Origin of the sequence: Spirosoma endophyticum (assembly GCF_900112365.1) — a bacterium.
Classification (GTDB): domain Bacteria; phylum Bacteroidota; class Bacteroidia; order Cytophagales; family Spirosomataceae; genus Spirosoma; species Spirosoma endophyticum.
Genome location: NZ_FOLQ01000001.1, coordinates 444,888 through 468,293, shown reverse-complemented (window position 1 = coordinate 468,293; position 23,406 = coordinate 444,888). Strand labels below are relative to the sequence as shown.

The window sequence follows — 23,406 nt, the reverse complement described above, 5'->3', positions numbered from 1 at the left end:
AAGGTAAGGCTTTTGTTTCACAATTTGATCAACAACTTGTTTACCTTTTATGCATCTTCGTCTTGTTACTCAGGTTCGCCAGTCACTGCCCATTGTCTGGGCCGGGTTTAATCTTGCTCTATTTGAACGACTTAATCCCCCGTTTCCACCCGTTAAGGTAATTCGTTTCGATGGTTGCCTCCGAGGTGATGTCGTTCATTTACGGCTGAATTTTTTTCTGTTTCAGCAGGACTGGGTAAGTCACATTGTTGATCAGCAACAGACCGACACTGAGATATTCTTTGTTGATAAAGGCATTCAGCTCCCTTTTTTCCTGAGCTTCTGGCAGCATCACCATGGACTGCTACGTGTGCTCGATGAAAAAAACGGCAATCAAACTAGCATTGTCGATGACATTACGTTTAAAACGCCATTCCTGCTGACAGATTATATTCTTTACCCGCTGCTTTGGCTTCAGTTTGCTTATCGCCGTCCGATTTACCGGCGAGTCTTTGGCCAACAGTGATACGGTCATCAGCAAATCTATGAAGCAATAAATGATACTGTCTTACTGGAAATTGACGAATATAAAGTATCTATTTCCTCATAAAATGCCGTACTATACTTGGCCGGGAGGGCTCATTCTATATAAACCGGCTTTCTGAACTGCTCAGATTCCTATATATTTGTTCACTACCGTATTTTTAATCTTAGTGCATGAAACTTCCAAATCTGACGACCCGTATTTTTCTGGGCATGTTGCTCGGCATTGCAATCGGTTATTTTTTTCCGGCCACTACCTCGGGTTTTTCGGGAACGGACCTCAATATTCTGTCCAAAATTTTTCTGAGGCTCATCAAAATGATTATTGGGCCACTCGTTTTCGCTACGTTGGTTGTAGGCATTGCCAAACTCGGTGACTTTGGTACGGTTGGACGTATTGGCCTCAAAACATTAGCTTATTTCTATTTCGCTACGATTCTATCATTAATTGTTGGGCTGCTGGTCGTTAATATCATGCGGCCGGGTGAAGTAATGAATATCACCCAATTGCCTGCCAAAGGCACTGATGTTGGGGTTGAGGTTCAGAAAATGTCGTTCGAGAATTTCATTACCCATATTGTCCCAACGAGTTTCATCGAAGCGTTGGCTACTAATGAAATCCTCCAGATCGTGGTGTTCAGTATCTTTTTCGGGATTGCCGTTGGCGCTGTTGGGGAACAGGGGAAGATCATGATAAAGGCCCTGGATGCACTTTCGCATATTATGTTCAAGATCACCAGCTACGTAATGTCCTTTGCTCCTTTTGGCGTATTGGGGGCCATTGCCGCTATTGTAGCCCAGCAGGGATTAGGAATTTTAGGTGGTTACGTCTACCTGATTCTTTGCTTTTTTGGTGGATTATTGTTCTTTATTTTCGTCGTACTGGCCGCAATTTGTTTAGTCGTCGGGATTCCCTACATCGCCTTATTGAAAGAAATTCGCTCGGCGGTTATCCTGTCGTTTAGTACGGCCAGCTCAGAAGCCTCATTTCCGCAAACTATTGAAGCACTACGTCGATTCGGCTGCTCCGAGCGTATTATTTCGTTCGTGCTGCCACTGGGTTATTCGTTTAACCTAGACGGTTCAATGCTGTACATGACATTTGCGACGGCATTTATTGCCCAGGCCTATCATGTGCCGCTCAGCATCGAACAACAAATCACCATGATGCTAACGCTGATGATTACCTCCAAAGGGATTGCCGGTGTCCCAAGGGCCTCACTGGTGGTGATTGCCGGTACAATGTCGTTGTTCAATCTGCCGATTGAAGGACTGGCGCTTTTGCTGGGTATCGATCAAGTGCTGGACATGGGGCGTTCGGCTACGAGTGTGGCAGGTAATGCCGTTGCAACCTGTGTTATTTCCAAGTGGGAGGGGGAATTCAGAACGCAGCCTATTGAGACTGACGAAGTTGCCGTTTAATAAATCCTTACCGGTTTGTAAGAGATTGCATTGGTGTTCCCTGTCGATTTCGTAAGTTGGGCAGGTGATATTGATTCGTTTCACTCTAAACCCAAAAGATTGTGCAACCCTCTTACGTTCCCGTGACTGCTTATATAAAGGCAACTCCGTTACAGCGTTTTATCGCTGCATTTATTGACGGTGTAATTGGTAATCTAGCTGTCTGGTTGTTAATGATTGTATCCTACAACCTGATTACCGTAGGTTATATAATTACCATTGGCTATCTGCTTACAAAAGATGCCTTACCCGAAATGGGAGGTTATTTAGGCGGCCAAAGCATAGGTAAAAAACTGATGGGCATTAAGGTCATTAAGGAAGATACCGGCGGAAGCCTGGTTGGTGATTATGGTACAGCTATTACCCGTCAGGTATCCTTATTAATTCCTTTCTTCAATATTATCGATGCTTTGATGGTGTTTAGCGCCGATAGCAAACGATTCGGTGATAAATGGGCGAAAACCATTGTTATAAAGGCATAATCATCCTCATTTTTTTATTGATTTGGGCCACGATCTAAACAGGTTGTGGCCTTTTTTTGTGACGGCCTGGCGAGATTAAGTAATACGTTGATTGTCAGATCTGTGTGTGATTTGATGCTCACTATCACTCATAAATACGTGACAAGGAAGTTTATCAGCTTCTTAACCTTCTCTGTATAAGGAGGATAAATGAATTTCATGGTGCCAAAATCGCGCTGCATGACGCCCCGCTGATTGGAAAATTCCTGGAAACTGAAGAAGCCGTTCGATTTTCCCAAGCCGCTGTTATTGACTCCGCCAAAGGGTAGTTCTACATTGCCGAATTGAACTAACGTATCGTTAATGACCGTGTCGCCCGCTGACGTGCGATCCAGGATGTACTGCGTGTTTTTGCGATTTCGGCTGTGGATGTACAGCGCCAGCGGTTTCTCGCGCTGGTTCACGATGTGTAAGGCATCGTCGAGGTTAGTATAGGTCAGGACGGGCAGCACCGGGCCGAAAATCTCGTCCTGCATCACCCGCATATCGTCGGTAGTTCCTTCCAGAACGGTCGGTTCAATAAAATTCTGATCGGCGTTCATCCTGCCACCGTATGTAATCGTTGCGCCCTTGTTGACCGCATCGTCTACCAGATTTTTAATCCGTTGAAAATGGGGCTGGTTCACAATGCGGGCGTAACTATCCGACGCTTCGACGGGCTTCCCGTCCGGGCGGTACATGCCGGTTAACGTATCATGCAGCGCTTGCATGAACGGTTGCTTAATAGATTGATGGACAAGTAGATAATCTGGGGCAATGCAGGTCTGCCCATTGTTCAGGCATTTGCCCCAGGCTAACTGCCCGGCTGCTTGTTTAATATCGGCTGTCTCATCGACAATCGCCGGTGACTTGCCGCCTAATTCGAGCGTAACCGACGCTAAATGGTTGGCGGCAGCGGCCATCACGATGCGTCCAACGGCTGGGCTACCCGTGAAGAAAATATGGTTAAACGGCAGTTCGAGTAGCGCTTTCGATACGTCGGCATCGCCTTCAAAAACAGCTACTTCCTCCGGTGGAAACAGCGCTGTAATCATTTTATTGATCAAGCCAGCCGTGTGGGGCGTCAGCTCGGAAGGTTTAAGGATCGCTACGTTCCCGGCGGCAATGGCAGAAACCAACGGCCTGATCGTTAACACAAATGGGTAATTCCAGGGAGCAATGATGAGCACATTGCCTTTTGGCTCGTGGCGAAAGTAACTTCTAGTACCAATGAGAGCCATGGGCGTTGGCAAGGATTGGGGCTTCATCCACTGCTTTAAATGCCCGATGGTGTGCTTGATTTCAGCATGTAGCGCCATTAATTCGCCTAGCAAAACTTCCGCCGACGGCTTCCGAAAATCATCGTACATGACCTGCTGAATGTCAGATTGATGGATTTTTATCCATGTCTGAATGCGCCTGATACGTTCGATACGCTGGTCGGCACTGGTTAGCGCCATCTTGGAAGCATGTCGACGTTGGGCATCGAACGTAGTTCGCATTGGCGTATGCAGGTCAGCTTTGGGCGGTAGAGTAGTCATGCGAGCTAAAGTCAAAATAATACGTTAAAAGTACAAAAAAGGTGAGGTACTGTTGGGTATTGGCATTTAAAACGTGAATCGTCTATCTTAGCTGAAACTTTAGCAAATTTTATAACGGATGACGCTCGTTAGTGATAACATCCGCTACCTGCGCAAACTTAACGGTCTGACACAGGAGCAATTTTCTCGTAAAATAAGCATAAAACGTTCGTTACTAGGGGCCTATGAGGAAGGCCGTGCAAACCCGAACCAGGAAAATATACAGGCGATTGCTAAAGCGTTCAATACAACGGTTGAACTGCTGACGCGGCAGGACCTCCGAAAACTTCGCGAAACGCCCAATCTTAGCATTCCACTCGGCCAGTCGGGCAAGCCAGCGGATACGTATCGAAGCGCCGAAACTGGATCGGCCATTCGGTCTGATGGGAAACTGGTGTCGGATGATGACCCTTTTCAGCATCCCGATTTTCCCGATATTTTTGCTTCACCTACACCGCCGGCACCCGAACCTCAACCGTTGTCGTCGGTTCTGAACAAATATTACCAGACGAAAGAGGAACCCCGACGGAGTTCAGATCATCCGATTCCGCCCCAAATCACGTCCCCGGTACGTCCTGTTCAGGAACGAACAGCCGCTGAGCGCCAGCAGTCGAATGGATTTCAGTCCGTTGATAATCTGTTTAATCCCCAACCTGACTTGCGCGCTGGTCAGTCTCGCCCTGTACCGACGCGGCAGCCTGAATCGCTGTCGTTCAATAATGTATACGAGGGTTCGGCATCGTCGGCTCGCCCGAGTCAATCAACACAGTCGGTTGCGCCTGCGATTCCGGTTGTGATGCAGCGGCAATTTATGGAGTACGGGCAACGGCACCAGCAGGCCGATTTCCTGCATCGGCTTCCGGCTATGCATCTGCCGACGTTACCCGAAGGTCATTATCGGGCTTTTGAAGCGGGCGACGATTTTACATTTCCGAGGGCCCTGCTGGTTGGAACGTTCGTTCGGAACTGGTTCGACATTGCCGATGGCAAAATGTACGTACTACTCATTCAGCCCCAGCGGGCCGACAACATGACTTCGGGTGTTTATTGCCGTCGGGTATATAATCAGGTAAAAGTAAAAGGTAGCCTGCTGCTGACAGCCGACCGAGCCGATATTCCCAATCGGGAGATCGCGTTAAAAGATGTGCTCGAAGTATGGGAAATCTGCGCGTTTGTGAGCCAGCAAATGCCACAACCAGCCCCGAACACAGATCGACTTCGGCAATTAGTCGATGAGCTAAAATTCGAAGTGGAGCGCCTATAACCAGGGAGACCGTCTTCAGGGATGTAGCAACCAGACACCGTCTACTAAATTTTGATGTTTATAGGAAACTCTGTTCATTTCAGGTAGTTACAAAACAAGATAGCAGGCTTATCGTCGATGTTCAATAAGGACGATAACGTTCCCGGAAGCAAAACAGGTTTTAGGGCCTGGTTATGTTAAGGGTTTTCCTTTCTCTTTTGATAGGGGCTTTGGCATTAGGGAATAGTTTTCCTGAAACCAAAGTCCCTTACCGTTTTTATCCCGCTGACCAACCTGTACTTTTGCGGCCATTATGCGTTATTTTCTTCAACTGGCCTATCGGGGAACGAACTATCACGGCTGGCAGCGGCAACCCAATGGCCTGAGCATACAGGAAGTTCTCGAAACAGCACTAACGACGGTATTACGCCAGCCTATTGCGCTTACAGGCAGCGGCCGAACCGATGCGGGCGTTCATGCGGGCGAGCAATTTGCTCATTTTGAGACAGACGCTACGTTATCTGACCACCTGATTCGGTCATTGAATAGCTTGATCCCATCGGACATTGCCGTCTATGATTGCTTTCCGGTTAGGGCCGATGATCATGCCCGTTACACCGCTACGTTTCGTTACTATCAGTACCAGATCAGCCGCCGGAAAGACCCGTTTCGGGATGGGTTAGTCTATGTGTTTTCGCTACCATTGCGTGTAGATTTGATGAACGAAGCGGCTGAACGATTACTCCATTATATTGATTTTGAAAGCTTTAGTAAAGTGAAAACTGACGTTAAGACATTTAACTGCCGAATTGATAAAGCCTACTGGGAACAGAAAAATAACGGTGATTTAGTGTTTCACATCCGCGCCGACCGCTTTTTGAGAGGCATGGTGCGTGCCATTGTCGGCACGTTACTGGCCGTGGGACAGGAGCGGCTCAGTGTTGCTGAATTTGAGGGAATTATTCAGGCTAAAGACCGGAAACGGGCGGGTCATGCTGCTCCCGCCGATGGGTTGTCGTTGGTCGAAGTTGGCTATCCGGCCGAGGTATTTGCCCAACGAACGAGTGAAAAATAGTTTATGCCAACGTTCCACTCATTCACTCGTTCACTATTTCTTTAGTATCTTTCTTCTTTCTAAAAAGATTTCACTTGAAAATAGGAACAATCATATTAGCCGCTGGCGACTCGTCGCGAATGGGCGGTGAACCGAAGCAACTGCTTACCTATAAAGGGCAGTCGCTATTACGTCGAATAACCGAAAGTGCGCTGGCGTTGCAATGCGGCCCGGTAGTGGTGGTGCTGGGTGCCTATCGTGCCCAAATTGTGCCCGAGTTAACGGGATTGCCTGTTACGCTGGTTGATAATCCAAGCTGGCCGACGGGGCAGGCATCATCGCTGAAAACGGGATTAGCCGCTTTATACCTGACGCATAAAGACATTGACGCTGTGCTGGTGCTTCATACCGATCAGCCAATGGTGTCGTTAGGCTTGCTCCTGCACATGCTCGAAGTACGGAACGAGGAAGCTAAAGGCATTGTGGCTTGCCGCTACGATACGCAGCTGAGTGTACCGGCCCTGTTCGATCGCGACTACATTGCCGAACTCCTTAAGCTGGAAGGGGATAAGGGCGTAAAATGGGTCATTGTTAAACACCGGGCTGATTGCTCGGAAGTCCCTTTTGAAGCCGGAGGCATCGACCTCGATTCAAAGCGAGATGTTGAGTTGTTTCAGCAGGTACTGATGCAGACGCAATAGACGTTGCGTGTAGAGACGCAAATAGGCGTCTCCTGACCGGGTGATTTTACTGACATACATATTGCTGACGCACAGGAGACGTTTATTTGCGTCTTTACACATAAATCATGCAAAAACTAAACGCTGCCCACGATCTGAAAACTCGTCTTAAGACCGTTCTGGAAACAGTAGAACGGGAATTTACTCCCCTGACTGACGAACAACTACGGTGGAAACCCGCACCCGATCGCTGGAGTATTGTGGAGTGTTTACAGCATCTGAATCTGGCCGAACGGTTCTACATTCGGAATATTCAGCATAAAGTTGATAAGCTTGGGCTGGTGCAAACCAACCCCACAGACCAGCCTGTCATGAGTGACTGGGTTGGGAGGGTCATGCTGTTTGCCGTTGACCCAACCGTGAAAATTAAATTGCCAGCGCCGGGAATGATACGTCCCCGGCCAGCCGCTGATCTGGTTCCTGCCGACGTGCTGGGGCAATTTGTTGAGCTACAAACGTTACTGCTTTCGCTCCTGAACAAAGCCGTTTACCTCGATTGGAATCAGGAGAAAGTGATGTCGTTGTTTGGTAACTGGCTCAGGATTCGGTTGGGAGATGCCCTCAAAATGCTGATCGCGCATACGGAACGACATATGAACCAAGCCATGCATGTAAAAGCGGAAATGGCTACTTTTACGCAGTAGAGATCTATAACTAACCATTGATGAAACACTATTTTACTGAAGACCCCTGGAATATTGTTGAAGAAGGATTTCACCGTGACTACAACGAAATTACCGAAAGTGTGATGTCACTCGGTAATGGCAGGCTTGGTGGGCGCGGTTCATTTGAAGAGAAATTTACGGGTAAAACCTTGCAGGGTAACTACGTAGCGGGCGTTTATTATCCCGACAAAACCCGCGTTGGCTGGTGGAAAAATGGCTACCCCGAATACTTTGCCAAAGTGCTGAATGCGGCCAACTGGATTGGTATCGATATTGATATTGAGTACGAAACACTCGACCTGAATCAGTGCGAGGTGCGCGATTTCCGACGGGTGCTGAACATGCAGGAAGGTTATCTCGAACGTTCGTTTGTTGCGCAGCTCAAGAGTGGGAAAGAAGTACAGGTAAATGCAAAACGGTTTTGCTCCATTGTCGACGACGAAGCCGGGGCCATTCGCTACGCCGTTAAACCGCTGAATTTCGACGCCAAGATTACCGTTACACCCTACATCAATGGCGATATCCGCAACCGCGATGCCAATTACGACGAAACGTTCTGGGACGAAGTGCGGAAAGAAACGGCTTACGGTGAAGCCTATATTGAGTTGCGCACTCGTAAAACAGGCTTCCACGTAGCGACCGGCATGTGTGTTGAAATCGAACAGGATGGCGTAAAGGTTGATTACCAGTCGCAGCCAATTAAATACGAAAAATACGTAGCGAACCGGATTACGCTCGACTGTCGACAGGGACAGGAAACAGTCATGTATAAGTACGCCGTAAACTTGTCGTCGCTCAATTACGACAGCGACACGATCATCAAAGACGCGCACCAGTACATCCAGCGCATTACGCGGAAAGGCTTCGAAAAAATGCTGTTCGAGCAGAAGCAGGCCTGGGCCGATAAATGGAAAACCAACGATATTGTAATTGACGGCGACATCGTGGCGCAGCAGGGTATCCGATTCAATATTTTCCAGCTTAACCAGACGTATACTGGTGAAGATGAGCGCCTAAACATTGGTCCGAAAGGATTTACGGGTGAGAAATACGGTGGTTCGACCTACTGGGACACCGAAGCGTACTGCCTGCCATTCTACCTCTCGACGGCCGATCAGAAAGTGGCTAAAAACCTGCTGGTCTATCGCTATAAGCAACTGGGCAAAGCCATCGAAAATGCCCAAAAACTTGGCTTTCGGGCGGGCGCTGCGCTGTATCCAATGGTGACGATGACGGGCGAGGAGTGCCACAATGAGTGGGAAATCACCTTTGAGGAAATTCACCGGAATGGAGCCATTGCCTACGCCATTTACGACTACGTTCGCTACACCGCCGACGAGCAGTATCTGGTCGACTACGGCCTGGAAGTTCTCATTGCCATCAGTCGGTTCTGGAGCCAGCGTGTCAACTGGTCGAAAGCGAAGGAGCAGTACGTTATGCTGGGCGTAACGGGCCCGAACGAATACGAAAATAACATCAATAATAACTGGTACACGAATTACATTGCCGCCTGGACGTTGCGGTACACGACCGAAGCCGTGGCTAAAGTGAAAGCGCTGGACCCCACTAAATACGCCGAGCTGATTGATCGGATTCATTTCCGGGAAGAAAAAGAACTGGCTACGGCCCGGCACATTATCGACAAAATGTACCTGCCACAGGATGAGACGCTGGGCGTTTTTCTACAGCAGGAAGGGTTTTTAGATAAAGACCTCATGCCGGTGTCGGACATTCCGAAAGGGCAGCGGCCTATTAATCAACACTGGTCGTGGGACAGGATACTGCGTTCGTGTTTTATCAAACAGGCCGACGTGTTGCAGGGGCTCTATTTCTTTGAAGATGAGTTCGATACCGAAACGCTACGTCGCAATTTCGACTTCTACGAACCAATGACGGTGCATGAGTCGTCGCTCTCGCCCTGCGTTCACTCGATTCAGGCGTCGAAGCTGGGAATGAAGGAAAAAGCCTACGAAATGTATCTGCGCACAGCCCGGCTTGACCTGGACGATTACAACAATGACACCGAAGACGGCTGCCACATCACGTCAATGGCCGGTACGTGGCTGGCCGTAGTGAAAGGCTTCGGTGGACTCCGCATTGAGAATAAAGGCGGCACCGACCAGCAGTTATCGCTAAATCCCTACTGCCCCGATAACTGGCAGTCGCTGGCGTTTAAGATACGATTCCGGGGCGCGTTAATTCAGGTGACAACCACCCAACAGGACGTAACGGTACAGAATTTCTCGACTTCTCCAATTATCATCAAACTGCTTGGTAAAGACGTAACGGTTAAAGCTGAGAGCCATAAGACGGTGGGTGTGACGGAGAAGGTGTGAGAATAAAATCAAAGTAGACTAGACACCGGGTCAAAACCCGGCGCAATGTATATCTTTACTTGCGCCGGGTTTTGACCCGATGTTGTATAAGGCATGGGGAAAATAATAAGCCAACCCAAGAATGTACTTGGGTTCTTAGCACTATGTGTGAGTATGGTCGCCTGCCAAACTACCGAATCACCCAAACAGATTACCCCCGCCTTTTATCACTGGAAAGTAGCCTACAACCCAACTCATTCGGAATTGGAGCAGCTTAAAGAGCTGAAAATTAGTAAGGTATACCTTCATTTTTTCGATGTAGACTGGGACGCAAAAACCCGTCAGCCAGTACCGAAAGCCTTTGTTCAATGTCGGCAGCAGCCTATAGGTAACGTAGTGCCGGTGGTCTTCATCACAAACCGGACGCTGAGCAACGTAGCGCCTTCAGCACTGCCTGAACTGGCTACAAATGTTACCCAGGCCATCACCCGCATCAGTCAGAAAAATGAGATCCGGTTCCAGGAAGTGCAGGTTGACTGCGACTGGTCGACCAGCACGCGCGATCGCTATTTTAAGTTGCTTACACTGCTGAATCAGCAACTTTATTGCCCACTTTCGGCAACGATCCGGCTGCATCAGATCAAGTACACCGATCAAACGGGTATTCCGCCCGTAGCGCGGGGTATGTTGATGCTCTACAACGTAGCGGACTGGAAACGGGCTGACACGCGCAATTCCATTTACGATGCCGACGTTGCCAACCAGTATCTGTCGTTTGTGCCAACCTATCCATTGCCGCTCGATGTTGTGCTGCCGCTTTTCCGCTGGACGGTAGTGTATCGGAATAATCGTTTCCTGACGTTTTTAAACAACGTTGACCGGACGTCATTAGCGAGTCGTGAATTTCTGGACGTTCAGTCCGATAGCATGCGGTTTCTGGCCACACGTGATACGTCGGCTTTCGGGTTTTCAGTTCGGCGGGGCGACCTGTTTCGGGCTGAAGCTGTTTCGGCCGAGATGCTGCTGACCGAAAAAAAGCGACTGCTAGGCCAGATTCGCAACCAAAAAATTACTTTTGCTTTATACCACCTCGATTCCACTATACTTTCTGCGTATCCCCGTGAAACCCTTAAAGCCCTTCTCTTCCCTCAGGCGCTTCCGTAAGCCTGTTTTACTCGTTGCTGTCGCTCTCGGATTTGCCTGTGGTCCATCGTTCGACCCGAATGAGTTTATGAGCTTCTTTATGCCCGAATCGACCAATGCCCAGCCTGAAGATCGACGCTATTTTTTTACACCCCAGTTTTATAATGACGCCGAAAGTGCAGAGCAGTACACGACCAGTACCATTGTGGACGAAAACACACAAGCCTGGGCAGGTTACGTGGGTGGCAATCTACCGCAAACGCTCATTAGTAAGGCACTCTATGCTGAAAATACGGAAGCGGTCAGTACGTTAAAAGCGGCATTGAACCGGACCAATCCGCAGGCGGTAACTTACCTGGATTTCGCCTGGGCAGCCGACAACGGACAGGGGAATCCGTGGGAGGCTGGTGCTAACCAACCCGACAGTGCGAATCTTCCTCACTTGTTTAATGACGCCCAAAAAGGGTACAAAAGCGTAAATGATGCTTTTTTGAAGGAACGCTATGGCTTTCAGATGGTAAAGCTGGCCTGCGAAATGGTAGATTATAAACAGGCGCAACTCGTCTATGATAAACTCTGCAAGCCTTTGCCGAAACATACGTTCATTAGCGATTGGGCGTTGTGCCGACGGGCGGGTGCTACGTTAGCACTGGGCGATACGGCCCAGGCGATCTATGAATTTGCGCAGGTATTTGATCGGTGTCCATCGCGCCGGAAAGCGGCTGAAACGAGTTTGCGCCGATACAATATCAAATTTCAGGAGGGCGCTATGCAATATGCAAAAACCGATCGGGAACGAGCGGCTGTGTATGCGCTCTGTGCGATTCAGCCGGGCCAGGATGGACTGGATTTACTCAAAGCGCTGGCCCACTTAGCGCCTAAAAATCCACTCGTTGAGTTGGTGATGGCGCGGGAAATAAATCGGAATGAATATTACTTCTTTACATCGGCGCAGGAATACGTGAATTATGGCTTGCTGAATCGACCAGATTCAACAGTGTTTGAGGGCCGAAAAACAGAAGCAGTATCGTATTTCGATAAACTACGTTCGTTTGCTGTCGAATCAGCTGAAAACAAAGAACTTGGTAATGGCGCGTTCTGGTACACGGCGGCTGCCTACCTGGATTATATTGGCAAAGACTATAAGGCGGCCCAAACTCACCTGGATCAGGCAGCATTTTTACCGACAACGAACAAAAATCTGAAGTCGCAGATTGCCGTGCAACGCATGTTATTACTGGCAGCACAGACCGAAAAAATTACGCCCGAAGTTGAAAATCAATTGATTGGTTATCTGGAAGAGTTTGATAGTACGCTAAATTTCCGACTTAACAACGCCTTTGTGGCCGTCTGCAAACAGTTTGCCGATTTGTATCAGCAAAAGCCAGCGAAGAAAAGTGGCTGGTTATCGAGTTGTACCCGGTCAACGGATGAACCTTTCGATGGCCCAAGTCAGGCGAAAGCGTATCTGCTGACCATGCTTACGACACAGGCGAACCCTGCTACGTATTTCGCCAGCACGGTCGATCCACATACCATCGAGGATTCGATTACGCCAACGGTTGTTCAACAGGCCATTGCCTTTGCCAGCCAGCCTAACCCGTCTGATTTCGACAAACGGTTGTTGACATTATCCGGCTTAACTGGCGACTACCTGAATCTCTTGCTGGGGCGTCGGCTTATGATGAATCACCACTACGCCGAAGCTGCGGATGCCTTCGCGAACGTAAAGCCTGAAACATGGAAGACTGAAAATTTTACGATGTACTTTCAGAAAAATCCATTCGCGGTAAAAATGCCCCAGTTAGGCGCTCCCGTAAATTTCCCGGCTGAATCGGCAAAGAACCTTTACACGCCGGTTCAGTTTGCCCGGCGGATGGCCGATCTGAAGCAACAGGCAAAAGCCGCTACGGGCGACAAGGCTGCCGAGTTATATTATCAGCTGGGCTGTGGTGCCTGGAATCTGAGCTGGTATGGCAATGCCTGGCTTCTGGTAAAGTCCTACTGGAGCGCGGGTGAGCCACCCGTTTACGATGTGCCGACCAATCCCGTAGCCAAACAAAAACGCTTCGATGCGCTTATGCATACGGATTATTACACGACTGCGTATGCCAGAAATTATTTTGAGCAGTCCGCAAAACTCGCCAAAACATCTGTTATGGCTGACCGATCGGCTTACATGGCGGCCCGTTGCGAATCCAATGGGTTTTCGGTGCAGCGATCCATTGAGCAAATTCGGAATGGCTACGTATATGAGGAAGATTCGACGTTTGTGAGGAATATGCGGGTGTTGCGTAAAACTAAATACGCTAACCTATATGACGATTTTTTCAAAAATCATACCCACACGATGTTCAATAAAGAGATGATTCGCGAGTGTGCGATGTACAAGGATTTCCTGTCGTTTGGTGAACAGACCGGCGAATGAGCGATGAACCAATAGGGCCTAAACCGAATACCGGAAGCGGTTTCGACTGGATCGCTCCCGTATATGATGCCCTTGCGTTTGTCGTGTTTGGGAGAAAGCTGCAACAGGCACAGCTTACGTTCCTGAATCGGATTCCCCACGACGCCACCATTCTACTGGTGGGTGGCGGAACCGGCTGGCTACTTGAGCAGGTGTTGATAAAATGCAAGCCCCGACGTGTGCTTTATCTCGAATTGTCCGCCCGGATGGTAGCGAAAGCCAGCCATCGAATGGTGAAAAACGGCGTAGTAGGTTCCGTTGAATTTCGAGTCGGAGATGTGCGTGACTTGCCCACCGATGAACCATTCGACATCCTCATAACGCCCTTTTTGCTGGATCTTTTCCCTGAATCAACCTTACAAACCGACGTTATTCCCCGACTGCTACGTATCCTGAAGCCGACCAGCTTATGGCTTGTCACTGATTTTGTCGCAACTCATGTTTGGTGGCAAAAAGCCTTACTGTGGAGCATGATCCGCTTTTTTCAACTAACGGCCGGAATTGAAGCAAAGCAACTACCCGACTGGCAACGGTTCCTTGCCGATGCCGGGTTGATACGTCAGGAAAGCCAGCCGCAGGTAGGAGGGATGGTTCGGGCGGAGATTTGGGGAAGGTAAGAAATCGCTGCCAATCAGGTAGTTGTCAGCAACGTGAGTGTCGAAAGTTAGCCATTTTCGGGGATTTTCGGCGTAAACGCTATCTTTGTGGCATCAGTAACTGATTATGACAGAGCAAAAAGTTTCCCCAGCTACAACATTACAGGATATCATCTCCCACGCCAAAGAATATGGCTTTGTATTTCCGTCCTCCGAAATCTACGACGGGTTGCAGGCTGTTTACGACTACGGTCAAAATGGCGTTGAACTCAAAAATAACCTCAAAACGCTGTGGTGGAAGGCCATGACTCAACTCCACGACAACGTAGTGGGGATTGATGCGTCGATTTTTATGCACCCGCTGACCTGGAAAGCGTCGGGTCACGTGGACTCGTTCAACGATCCGATGATCGACAACCGCGATTCGAAAAAACGCTACCGTGCCGACCAACTCATAGAGCTTAAGGCTGAGACGTATGAAAATGCGGGCGACGTAGCGCGTGGGCAAGCCCTGCGTGACGAGCTTGGCCGTTTGCAAAGTGCGGAGGATATGGAAGGTCTTCGGAACCTCATCATCGCCGAGGGCATCAAAGACCCCGTATCTGGTAACGACAACTGGACCGAGGTGCGTCAGTTTAACCTCATGTTCTCCACGCAGGTGGGGTCGCTGGCCGAAGATGCCAGTCTGATTTACCTGCGTCCCGAAACGGCACAGGGAATTTTTGTGAACTTCCTGAACGTGCAAAAAACCGGCCGGATGAAGATTCCGTTTGGAATCGCTCAGATCGGGAAAGCCTTCCGAAATGAGATTGTGGCGCGGCAGTTTACGTTCCGGATGCGGGAGTTTGAACAGATGGAGATGCAGTTTTTCGTACGGCCCGGCACCGAAATGGAGTGGTATCAAACCTGGCGCGATGCACGGATGAAGTTTTACCAGGCGGTTGGATTGCCCGCCGAGAGCCTCAAATTCCATAATCACGAAAAGCTGGCGCACTACGCGAATGCGGCCGTGGATATCGAGTATAAGTTTCCGTTTGGTTTCCGCGAAATGGAAGGGATTCACTCCCGCACCGATTTCGACTTGAAAGCGCACCAGGAGCTGAGCCGTAAGAAAATGCAGTACTTCGACAACGACATTGACGAAGCGACGGGCAAACCCTACGGTAATTACATTCCCTATGTAGTGGAAACGTCCGTTGGTGCCGATCGGTTATTTCTGGCGGTGTTCTGCAACGCGTTTACGAAGGAAACGGTGGGCGAGGGTGATCAGCAGAAAGAGCGGACGTATTTAAAACTGCACCCAGCTTTAGCGCCCATTAAAGCCGCTGTGTTCCCACTTGTGCGCAAAGACGGACTGCCTGAAAAAGCAGAGGAAATCGTTAAGAGCCTACGCTCGGAATTTCGGGTGGTGTATGAAGAGCGCGATGCCATCGGCAAACGCTACACCCGGCAGGATTTGATCGGTACGCCGTTCTGTATTGCCGTGGATTACCAAACGCTTGAAGATGACACCGTGACGGTCCGTTACCGCGACACAACCGAACAAATTCGTATCCCGATCAGCGAACTGAAGGCGCATATCGGCCAGGAAGTTTCGATGGAACGAGTGCTGGAGAAGATGTAAAAGCTTCGAAATAAATAAAAAAATGCCCTGGAAACCATTTCCAGGGCATTTGTCATTCTGAGGAACGAGGAATAAAAAAATCCCTCTTAACGAACAAGTAACGTTCTTAGGGCGGCTACATTTGCGGTTGAATCGAAGACCGCTTTTACTGGAATTGTAAAACCCACTAACTGCTGACTGGAAATGGTTTCACCTATACGAAACAAGCCCTGTAAGGCATAAGCTTCAGTATCTGCGTCGAGCGTGTAAAGATCAATGGTTTGGCGGGTTGGGTCGATGAGCCAGTATTCAGCTACATTGTGAGCCGCGTAATCTTCAAACTTTACTTCCCGATCATTCTTCTGGGTGCTTTTCGACAGCACTTCAACAACCAGATCAGGAGCTGGGTAGTATAATTGATCAGGTTGTATGGTCGCGGCTTTCTCTACTCCGAAAAAGCAGATGTCTGGCTCGTAACTGTTGCGTGTTAACTCAACTAAGGCTTTTTCCGCACGTACTTTACCTAGATTTCGTTCTGTAACAAAAACGTTTAGTAAGGTTGATAGGAACAGAACTGCCGAGTTGTGTTTATCTAATGCTAGCGAGTGGACGACGATTTCGCCGTTAATAAACTCAGCTTTTACATCGTCATCCATCCACTCATAAAAAGCCTGCCGCCGATTTTTCTCGTCATTCAGAATGGCTTGCACCTGCTGAATGATTTGCGGAGCTTTCGGTGATTCAAGCAGTTGAGCAGCTAGTTCAGTCATGCTATTGTCGGGTATTTACCCAAATATACAAAATTAGCAAGCCATTTTATGCTTCGCCTATCAGCATCAGGGCACCGACTGTTACGTTCGACGTTTCGTCAATCAGGATGGCCCCACCCGATGCCCGGTTTGTTGCATACGGGTCGAAACTGATTGGCTGGGCGGTACGTAGCATGACCTTGGCTAAATCATTTAGTTTCAGGCTATCAACATGCTCTATCTCTTCGTAGGTGTTAACATTTAGCTGGTAGACAATTTCCCGCACTGAGCAGCGTGTCCGGGATGTACCCACCTGCAAAATATACTTGCTGCCTGCTTTTAACTCTTTGGTGTCCATCCAGCAAAGCATCGCTTCAACGGTTTGGCTAACAATCGGCTGGCTATCAGAACGCACGATGAGGTCACCCCGGCTGATGTCTACATCTGTCGCTAAATGCAGGACAACCGACATTGGTGTAACAGCCTCGTCAAAATGGGTTTCTGCAATTTCAATGGCGTCAATTGTCGACGTTTCGCCCGATGGGAATACCGTTATGGAATCACCTTTGCGGAACTGACCGCTGGTGATTTTTCCGGCATAGCCCCGGTAGTCGTGCAACTCGGCCGTCTGCGGCCGAATAACGTATTGAACGGGAAAGCGGCCTTGCACCAGGTTGAGATCGTCGTCAATTTCGACCGTTTCCAGATGTTCCAGTAATGTAGGGCCTTCGTACCAGGGCATCGCCACCGACTTGTCAACGACGTTGTCGCCGTCGAGGGCACTCATTGGAATATACGTTACGTTCCTGACATTTAGTTTTTGGGCTAACTCCGCGTAGTGAATGCAGATGTTCGAAAACACGTCCTGCGAGTAACCCACTAAATCCATTTTGTTAACCGCTACCACAATGTGCGGGATGCCCAGCAAAGATGCAATCAGCGAATGCCGCCGGGTCTGCTCGGCCACACCGTGTCGTGCATCGACCAGCACAATAGCCAACTGACAGTTCGAGGCTCCCGTTACCATGTTGCGGGTGTACTGAATGTGCCCCGGCGCATCGACAATGATAAATTTGCGGGCTGGCGTTTGAAAATAGCGATACGCTACGTCAATGGTGATACCCTGCTCACGTTCGGAGCGAAGTCCATCGGTCAGCAGAGCGAGGTCGATCTCACCGTCGTCCCGGCTTTTACTTGCCCGTTCGATGGCTTCCAACTGGTCAGCCAGGATGGATTTGGAATCGTAAAGAAGCCGCCCAATGAGCGTACTTTTGCCGTCATCAACCGAACCGGCCGTTATAAATCGTAATAAATCCATTTCTTGAATGATGAATTATAAATGATGAATTATGAATGAATTGGAGTGAAATAATTCATCATTCATAATTCATCATTTTTCAAAAATACCCGCCTTTTTTGCGGTCTTCCATCGCGGCTTCCGACAATTGGTCGTCCATCCGGGTTTCGCCCCGCTCAGAGATGCGCGTGGCCTGTATTTCGTCGATAACGTCGTCGAGTGATTCGGCAACTGATTCAGACGCTGCTGTGCAGGAAATGTCGCCAACGGTGCGGAATCGTACCCGACGGGTGACAACCTGGTCGTCGGCTTCGGGTTTGATAACACCCCCAGCGGTCGCCATCAGTTTGCCGTCGCGGATGATCAATTCCCGGTCGTGCGCAAAATAGATGCTCGGTAGTTCTATTTTTTCACGGCGGATGTAATTCCAGACGTCAAGTTCGGTCCAGTTCGAAATAGGGAATACACGGACGTTTTCGCCTTTGTGAATCCGGCCGTTATACAGGTTCCAGAGTTCAGGACGCTGGCGTTTGGGGTCCCACGAACCGAACTCATCACGTACTGAGAAAACACGTTCTTTCGCCCGTGCTTTCTCTTCGTCCCGACGGGCTCCACCGATGCAGGCATCGAACTCAAATTCTTCGATGGTGTCTAGTAACGTGAACGTTTGCAGACCGTTACGTGTCGCGTTACGTCCCGTTGGTTCTTTCAATTTCTTCTCCCGGATCGTATCCTCCACGTAGCGAACGATGAGTTTTTCACCAATTCGCTCCGCCAGGTTATCCCGGTAATCAAGGGCTTCCTGAAAGTTATGGCCTGTGTCGATGTGTACTAGCGGAAACGGAAATTTCCCTGGCCGGAACGCTTTCAGCGCCAGGTGCACTAACGTAATAGAATCTTTACCGCCCGAGAACAGCAAAGCAGGTCGCTCAAACTGGCCCGCAACCTCCCGCATGATGTGGATGGCTTCGGATTCAAGCTGATCTAGATAATCGAGTTTCATTGTAATGAGTGAACCGGAACGCCGGGGCGGAGCGAATGAGCGAACGAGTGAGTAGCTGCCAGCGCTTATTCACTCGTTCATTCATTCGCTCATTATGGTTTAAATGTCTCTTCATGGCTGTGCAGCCCGCACTCTTTCTTGGAGTTATCTTCCCACCACCAACGGCCTGCGCGAAAATCCTCGCCAGGCTGGATGGCGCGTGTGCAGGGCTGGCAGCCAATACTCACAAATCCCCGGTCGTGCAGCGGGTTATAGGGTACGTTATTGTCTTTTACATACTGCTTCACGTCCTCGAAGGTCCAGTCCATGAGTGGGTGGAATTTAAAGAGGCTGTGTGCGTCGTCCCATTCGAGCTGGGGCATGCTCTGGCGATTGGCCGACTGTTCGGCGCGAATGCCCGTTATCCAGACTTTCTGTCCTTTTAACGCCCGGTTCAGCGGCTCAAGTTTACGAATACCACAGCATTCTTTCCGATTCTCAATGGAGTCATACATGCTGTATGGGCCTTTCTCCGTCATTAAGGCTTCTTCGGCCGCACGGTCCGGAAAAAAGGCTTCAATCTTCGTCGCATACCGGTCATTGGTTTTTTTCCAGACCGAGTAGGTTTCCGAAAACATACGCCCCGTATCAAGCGTGAAAATTTTGATCGGGATGTCATTGGCAAGAATCAGGTCGGTAATAACCTGATCTTCGTATCCGAGGCTGGTCGAGAAAACGACTTCGCCGGGAAACAGATCGGCCAGCGTGCGCAGTGCATCAACGTTGCTTAGGCCGTGTAGTCGCTCGCTTAAGCTTTCGAGCGTGTAAGTAGGTTCAGCGATCATAATTTCGGCTTCAATGATACCGCCTTGCCCGTTTTCGCCGATTGCCGGGCGGCATCTAAAATTTCCATGACGATCATGTTATTGTCTAATGACGTTAATTCGTCGGGTTTAGTTTCGCCGTGCAGGAGTCTGGCCAGATACGTGAATGAGTCGCTAGCGGGCGCATCGGCCTGGGTCGCTTCGGCCAGATGTTCCGCCTTTTCATCCTTGAGCCGAATACGCATTTTAGTGCCGTCTACGGTGAAAACGTATCCCGTTTGTCCGTACACTTCCATGTCTTTTCGGGCAAATGGCCAGTTCCACGACGCCTGAATAATCGTCTGGGTTTTCGGGTAGGTCAGAATAATCGTTCCTTCGTCGTCTACCTTCGGATAGATGTCGGGCTTGATCTGCTGCGTGACGGCCAGCACCGACAGGGGACGCTGGTTGTGCATCAACCAGGTGGAGAGATTCGCGCCGTAGCAACCAAAATCAAACAACGCGCCCGCACCATTTGTCACGGGATCGGTTAGCCACTCAAAGAACTCCTGGTTTACATTGATCTCTTTTGGGCCCTGATGACCGTCATGGACAACGATTTTACGCAGGTCGCCAATAACTTTATCCGTATTGGCCAGCGCGTAAGCTTTATGATTGCTACCGTACCAGGTTGTCTCATAGTTGGTTAGCAACTGAGTCTTGTGCTTTTTTGACAAGGCTTCCATTTGCTGGGCATCGGCAAAACTCGTGGCCAGTGGCTTTTCAACCATCACATGAATGCCTCGCGGGGCACAGGCTTCCACTGTTTTCTTATGATCAACAATACGTCCAAAATCCGTGACAGCCTCAGGTTTGGTTTTGTCGAGCATTTCGGCGATGGTCGGGTAAACCAGTTTCATGTCGAAGCCAAACCGTTTGGCCAATCGCTCGGCCAGATCACGGTTTGGTTCGGCGATACCTACAATCTCAATATCTGCCTGATTTTGTTGTTTGTATACCTTGTTTAAAATGCCATTCACGTGCGAATGCACCAGCCCGACCACACCTACGCGCAACGGCTTTTTCGCGGATTGGCCAAACGTAAGTTGAGCCGATAACAGTAAGGCAACAAACAGGATGATACGTAGCATAGTGAGTCAGTTTAAAGTAGTCAGGCGCGAACTACGCTACGCTACTTTCTCTTTAACTACGTCAGCCGACTTTTCTACTGCCTGCGTGAAATCGTCAATTAAATCCTCAATGGCTTCCAGACCTACCGAAATACGAATCAGGCCCGGCGTAATACCCAGAGCCGCTTTTTCTTCGGGTTTCAATTTCGCGTGGGTCGTTGTGTTTGGATTGGTAACGATGGTACGTGAATCACCCAGATTTGAGGAAAGTGTCGGAATCTGGAGCGCATCGAAAAACGCGCTTACCCGCTCAAAACCGCCTTCCAGTTCAATGGTTACGATGGCACCGCCCGCACTCATCTGCCGCTTGGCCAGATCATATTGCGGGTGGGAGGGAAGGAATGGATACAATACCCGCTCTACATCCGTATGGGCGTCCAACGCTTCGGCTAACTGGAGGGCGTTGCGGCAATGACGTTCCATCCGCAGGTCCAGCGTCTCCAGACTTTTCGACAAAACCCAGGCATTGAACGGCGATAACGACGGTCCCGTGTGCCGCGCAAAGAACCGGATCGGCTGAATCAGATCGGCCCGGCCGACAACAATGCCGCCCAGCACACGTCCCTGGCCATCCATGTATTTCGTTGCTGAATGCACCGATAAGTCGGCCCCGAAATCGATGGGTGTTTGTAAAATCGGTGTAGCGAAGCAGTTGTCTACATTTAGGATAAACCCGTACTTCTGTTTTAGTCGCCCCAGCATCTCCAAATCAACCAGTTCCAGACCCGGATTTGATGGCGTTTCCAGATAGACCATGCGCGTATTGGGCTGCATGGCGGCTTCCCATTCGGCTTCTGTAGCACTGGCATCCACATACGTATGCGTGATGCCCCATTTGCTCAGAATCTGGGTAATAATCTGGTGTGCCGATCCGAATAAAGCCCGGCAGGCTACCAGATGATCGCCGGATTTCAGCAAACCTGCCATGCTCGCAAACACAGCCGCCATGCCCGTTCCCGTTGCAATACCGTCTTCTGCGTTTTCCAGCATGCAGACTTTAGCGACGAATTCCGATACATTGGGGTTCGAAAAACGGGAGTAAATATTACCCTCTTCTGTTTCCTCAAAGAGTGCTTTTCCCTGTTCGGCACTTTCGAAAGCAAAACTTGAGGTTAAATATAACGGGACTGAATGCTCGCGATTCTGCGATTTGTCCGCCTGAATACGGATGGCTTTGGTTTGTTTCTGCATTGGAGTCGTTAGTCGACAGTCGTTAGTCAATAGGTTGAAGCCCGCAAGTAGTCAGGATCATTTATGAACGACTACTACAGACTGATAACTAACGACTATCGACTTCTTTAAAAGAACTTGATAATCTTGCGCAAACTTACGAGGATCACGACAATTCCGACGAGGATCATCATGGTTTTGACCGGTAGTTTTTGCGCTAACCGAGCCGCAATAGGTGCCGCAATCATCCCGCCAAGGATCAGACCCAGAATGACCATGCCGTAGTTGTCTAATCCGGCATAAAGGGCAAATACAACCGAACTGGCAAACGATACGAAAAATTCAGCCAGATTAACCGAACCAATCGTGTAGCGTGGGTGGCGTCCGGCCGCAATCAGGGTTGAATTCACAATAGGGCCCCAGCCCCCTCCGCCAATCGCATCGACGAAACCACCGAACCAGGCTAGCAGACCAATCTGACGAACAGGCTTTTTCTTGGTTTGCTTCGCTAAGGCTTTTTTTAGAATCAAAATACCAAGAATAGCAGTGTAAACGGATATAGCCGGGCCAAGGTAATTCGCGACAACTTCCATATCCGCGAGCTTCGTGATCAGAAAGGCGCCAAGAGCCGCTCCAATAACTCCAGGAATCAGGACAATCTTAAAGAGTCGACTGTTCACGTTGCCGAATTTCAGGTGCATATAGCCGGACACACCACTCGTGAAAATTTCGGAACTATGGACGCTGGCCGTTGCAAATAGGGGACTGATGCCCACGCTCGTCAGGAACGTAGTGGCCGTTACACCATAGGCCATGCCTAACGCACCGTCAATCATCTGGGCCACAAATCCGGCCATTATAAAGTAAAAAATATCGGGCGTTACATCAATTGTGCTGGCAATGAGCGTCAATCGATCCAGTGTAAAATAACTGAATAGAAGATGCCCCACAAGCATCAGGGCAAGCGCTGAAAAGACATAAATGGCGATTTCGGTACGGGTACGCCGTCGGAGCAAGGGTTGAGAAGCCCCCGTCTCGACGATTGCCGTTGGGAAGGCTGCTCGAAGCACATCGGCTTGTTTCGATGCATCATGACCCTGAATGCTAATGGTCAATCCGTTCAGGTCTATCGCTGACTGAATAGGATTGAGCGTAGCAGCAGCCGGTTCGGTGGGGGAGACTATTGGTTCCTGCACAAGGTATAATGTCTATCGACTTAATGGATTAATTCACTTATGAAAAACGGCACAAGGCCGTGCCGCTTCTTAAATCCGTGTATTGAGTACAAAGGTAAGACCAGTTGTGGGAAAAATGCAAATAAGTAAG

General features: G+C 49.4%; 20 protein-coding genes. 12 read left to right on the top strand and 8 right to left on the bottom strand.

Annotated features, from left to right (window positions below):
• Window positions 1-49: 49 nt before the first annotated feature.
• The 3 genes from BM202_RS01785 to BM202_RS01775 all read left to right on the top strand — a co-directional run bounded on the left by BM202_RS01785 (window position 50) and on the right by BM202_RS01775 (window position 2,465).
• Window positions 50-505 carry an SRPBCC family protein gene (locus BM202_RS01785; protein WP_093822747.1) on the top strand — a complete coding sequence of 152 codons (456 nt, stop codon included), beginning with the start codon at window positions 50-52 and terminating at the stop codon, window positions 503-505.
• Between the two features lie 191 nt (window positions 506-696).
• Entirely contained in the window at window positions 697-1,944 is a 1,248-nt protein-coding gene (locus BM202_RS01780) for a dicarboxylate/amino acid:cation symporter (RefSeq protein ID WP_093822746.1), read from the top strand.
• Between the two features lie 101 nt (window positions 1,945-2,045).
• The gene (locus BM202_RS01775; protein WP_245776485.1) at window positions 2,046-2,465 is read left to right on the top strand and encodes an RDD family protein; all 420 of its coding nucleotides are present in this window, start codon (window positions 2,046-2,048) and stop codon (window positions 2,463-2,465) included.
• Between the two features lie 128 nt (window positions 2,466-2,593).
• Here the strand turns inward: BM202_RS01775 and BM202_RS01770 are convergent, their stop codons facing one another.
• Window positions 2,594-4,024: an aldehyde dehydrogenase family protein gene (locus BM202_RS01770; protein ID WP_093822744.1), complete on the bottom strand. Its 1,431-nt coding sequence runs from the start codon at window positions 4,022-4,024 to the stop codon at window positions 2,594-2,596.
• A 118-nt stretch (window positions 4,025-4,142) separates the two neighbouring features.
• Here BM202_RS01770 and BM202_RS01765 point away from each other — a divergent pair, with 118 nt between their 5' ends.
• The 9 genes from BM202_RS01765 to BM202_RS01725 all read left to right on the top strand — a co-directional run bounded on the left by BM202_RS01765 (window position 4,143) and on the right by BM202_RS01725 (window position 15,910).
• Window positions 4,143-5,327: a helix-turn-helix domain-containing protein gene (locus BM202_RS01765; RefSeq protein ID WP_093822743.1), complete on the top strand. Its 1,185-nt coding sequence runs from the start codon at window positions 4,143-4,145 to the stop codon at window positions 5,325-5,327.
• Between the two features lie 292 nt (window positions 5,328-5,619).
• Window positions 5,620-6,381: a tRNA pseudouridine(38-40) synthase TruA gene (truA, locus tag BM202_RS01760; protein WP_093822742.1), complete on the top strand. Its 762-nt coding sequence runs from the start codon at window positions 5,620-5,622 to the stop codon at window positions 6,379-6,381.
• 74 nt (window positions 6,382-6,455) lie between these two features.
• Window positions 6,456-7,061: a nucleotidyltransferase family protein gene (locus BM202_RS01755; protein WP_093822741.1), complete on the top strand. Its 606-nt coding sequence runs from the start codon at window positions 6,456-6,458 to the stop codon at window positions 7,059-7,061.
• Window positions 7,062-7,168: 107 nt separating this feature from the next.
• A complete protein-coding gene (locus BM202_RS01750; RefSeq protein ID WP_093822740.1) occupies window positions 7,169-7,744 on the top strand; it encodes a DinB family protein in 576 nt (191 codons plus the stop codon).
• A gap of 20 nt (window positions 7,745-7,764) precedes the next feature.
• The gene (locus tag BM202_RS01745) at window positions 7,765-10,101 is read left to right on the top strand and encodes a glycoside hydrolase family 65 protein (protein ID WP_093822739.1); all 2,337 of its coding nucleotides are present in this window, start codon (window positions 7,765-7,767) and stop codon (window positions 10,099-10,101) included.
• A 153-nt stretch (window positions 10,102-10,254) separates the two neighbouring features.
• Window positions 10,255-11,244, top strand: coding sequence for a hypothetical protein (locus BM202_RS01740; RefSeq protein WP_245776484.1), 990 nt, complete (start codon window positions 10,255-10,257; stop codon window positions 11,242-11,244).
• Window positions 11,201-13,651: a hypothetical protein gene (locus BM202_RS01735; RefSeq protein ID WP_143100618.1), complete on the top strand. Its 2,451-nt coding sequence runs from the start codon at window positions 11,201-11,203 to the stop codon at window positions 13,649-13,651. The genes BM202_RS01740 and BM202_RS01735 overlap by 44 nt, the downstream gene beginning before the upstream one ends.
• Window positions 13,648-14,307 (top strand): class I SAM-dependent methyltransferase, encoded by a 660-nt coding sequence (locus tag BM202_RS01730; protein ID WP_093822736.1) that lies wholly within the window; start codon window positions 13,648-13,650, stop codon window positions 14,305-14,307. Before BM202_RS01735 ends, BM202_RS01730 begins: the two co-directional genes overlap by 4 nt.
• Window positions 14,308-14,413: 106 nt before the next feature.
• On the top strand, window positions 14,414-15,910 hold the full coding sequence (locus tag BM202_RS01725) for a glycine--tRNA ligase (protein ID WP_093822735.1): 1,497 nt from the start codon (window positions 14,414-14,416) through the stop codon (window positions 15,908-15,910).
• An 86-nt stretch (window positions 15,911-15,996) separates the two neighbouring features.
• On the opposite strand, the gene BM202_RS01720 is transcribed toward BM202_RS01725, so the two are convergent.
• The 7 genes from BM202_RS01720 to BM202_RS01690 form a co-directional block, all read right to left on the bottom strand.
• Window positions 15,997-16,659, bottom strand: coding sequence for a Uma2 family endonuclease (locus BM202_RS01720; RefSeq protein WP_093822734.1), 663 nt, complete (start codon window positions 16,657-16,659; stop codon window positions 15,997-15,999).
• Window positions 16,660-16,705: 46 nt separating this feature from the next.
• A complete protein-coding gene (locus BM202_RS01715; RefSeq protein ID WP_093822733.1) occupies window positions 16,706-17,956 on the bottom strand; it encodes a sulfate adenylyltransferase subunit 1 in 1,251 nt (416 codons plus the stop codon).
• Window positions 17,957-18,035: 79 nt separating this feature from the next.
• Window positions 18,036-18,938 carry a sulfate adenylyltransferase subunit CysD gene (gene cysD, locus BM202_RS01710; protein WP_093822732.1) on the bottom strand — a complete coding sequence of 301 codons (903 nt, stop codon included), beginning with the start codon at window positions 18,936-18,938 and terminating at the stop codon, window positions 18,036-18,038.
• A 92-nt stretch (window positions 18,939-19,030) separates the two neighbouring features.
• Complete coding sequence (locus BM202_RS01705; RefSeq protein WP_093822731.1) at window positions 19,031-19,762, bottom strand: phosphoadenylyl-sulfate reductase; 732 nt, start codon at window positions 19,760-19,762, stop codon at window positions 19,031-19,033.
• Complete coding sequence (locus BM202_RS01700) at window positions 19,759-20,871, bottom strand: Gfo/Idh/MocA family protein (RefSeq protein WP_093822730.1); 1,113 nt, start codon at window positions 20,869-20,871, stop codon at window positions 19,759-19,761. Before BM202_RS01700 ends, BM202_RS01705 begins: the two co-directional genes overlap by 4 nt.
• A 36-nt stretch (window positions 20,872-20,907) precedes the next feature.
• Complete coding sequence (locus BM202_RS01695; RefSeq protein ID WP_093822729.1) at window positions 20,908-22,101, bottom strand: trans-sulfuration enzyme family protein; 1,194 nt, start codon at window positions 22,099-22,101, stop codon at window positions 20,908-20,910.
• 107 nt (window positions 22,102-22,208) lie between these two features.
• Window positions 22,209-23,264 (bottom strand): sulfite exporter TauE/SafE family protein, encoded by a 1,056-nt coding sequence (locus tag BM202_RS01690; RefSeq protein WP_245776524.1) that lies wholly within the window; start codon window positions 23,262-23,264, stop codon window positions 22,209-22,211.
• Between the last annotated feature and the right edge of the window lie 142 nt (window positions 23,265-23,406).

What these genes read in the sequence shown, in the direction of transcription:
- BM202_RS01785 (WP_093822747.1), top strand. Translation starts at nt 50, where the DNA reads ATGCATCTTCGTCTTGTTACTCAGGTTCGCCAGTCACTGCCCATTGTC.
- BM202_RS01780 (WP_093822746.1), top strand. Translation starts at nt 697, where the DNA reads ATGAAACTTCCAAATCTGACGACCCGTATTTTTCTGGGCATGTTGCTC.
- BM202_RS01770 (WP_093822744.1), bottom strand. Translation starts at nt 4,024, where the DNA reads ATGACTACTCTACCGCCCAAAGCTGACCTGCATACGCCAATGCGAACT.
- BM202_RS01765 (WP_093822743.1), top strand. Translation starts at nt 4,143, where the DNA reads ATGACGCTCGTTAGTGATAACATCCGCTACCTGCGCAAACTTAACGGT.
- truA (WP_093822742.1), top strand. Translation starts at nt 5,620, where the DNA reads ATGCGTTATTTTCTTCAACTGGCCTATCGGGGAACGAACTATCACGGC.
- BM202_RS01750 (WP_093822740.1), top strand. Translation starts at nt 7,169, where the DNA reads ATGCAAAAACTAAACGCTGCCCACGATCTGAAAACTCGTCTTAAGACC.
- BM202_RS01745 (WP_093822739.1), top strand. Translation starts at nt 7,765, where the DNA reads ATGAAACACTATTTTACTGAAGACCCCTGGAATATTGTTGAAGAAGGA.
- BM202_RS01740 (WP_245776484.1), top strand. Translation starts at nt 10,255, where the DNA reads ATGGTCGCCTGCCAAACTACCGAATCACCCAAACAGATTACCCCCGCC.
- BM202_RS01730 (WP_093822736.1), top strand. Translation starts at nt 13,648, where the DNA reads ATGAGCGATGAACCAATAGGGCCTAAACCGAATACCGGAAGCGGTTTC.
- BM202_RS01725 (WP_093822735.1), top strand. Translation starts at nt 14,414, where the DNA reads ATGACAGAGCAAAAAGTTTCCCCAGCTACAACATTACAGGATATCATC.
- BM202_RS01720 (WP_093822734.1), bottom strand. Translation starts at nt 16,659, where the DNA reads ATGACTGAACTAGCTGCTCAACTGCTTGAATCACCGAAAGCTCCGCAA.
- BM202_RS01715 (WP_093822733.1), bottom strand. Translation starts at nt 17,956, where the DNA reads ATGGATTTATTACGATTTATAACGGCCGGTTCGGTTGATGACGGCAAA.
- cysD (WP_093822732.1), bottom strand. Translation starts at nt 18,938, where the DNA reads ATGAAACTCGATTATCTAGATCAGCTTGAATCCGAAGCCATCCACATC.
- BM202_RS01705 (WP_093822731.1), bottom strand. Translation starts at nt 19,762, where the DNA reads ATGATCGCTGAACCTACTTACACGCTCGAAAGCTTAAGCGAGCGACTA.
- BM202_RS01700 (WP_093822730.1), bottom strand. Translation starts at nt 20,871, where the DNA reads ATGCTACGTATCATCCTGTTTGTTGCCTTACTGTTATCGGCTCAACTT.
- BM202_RS01695 (WP_093822729.1), bottom strand. Translation starts at nt 22,101, where the DNA reads ATGCAGAAACAAACCAAAGCCATCCGTATTCAGGCGGACAAATCGCAG.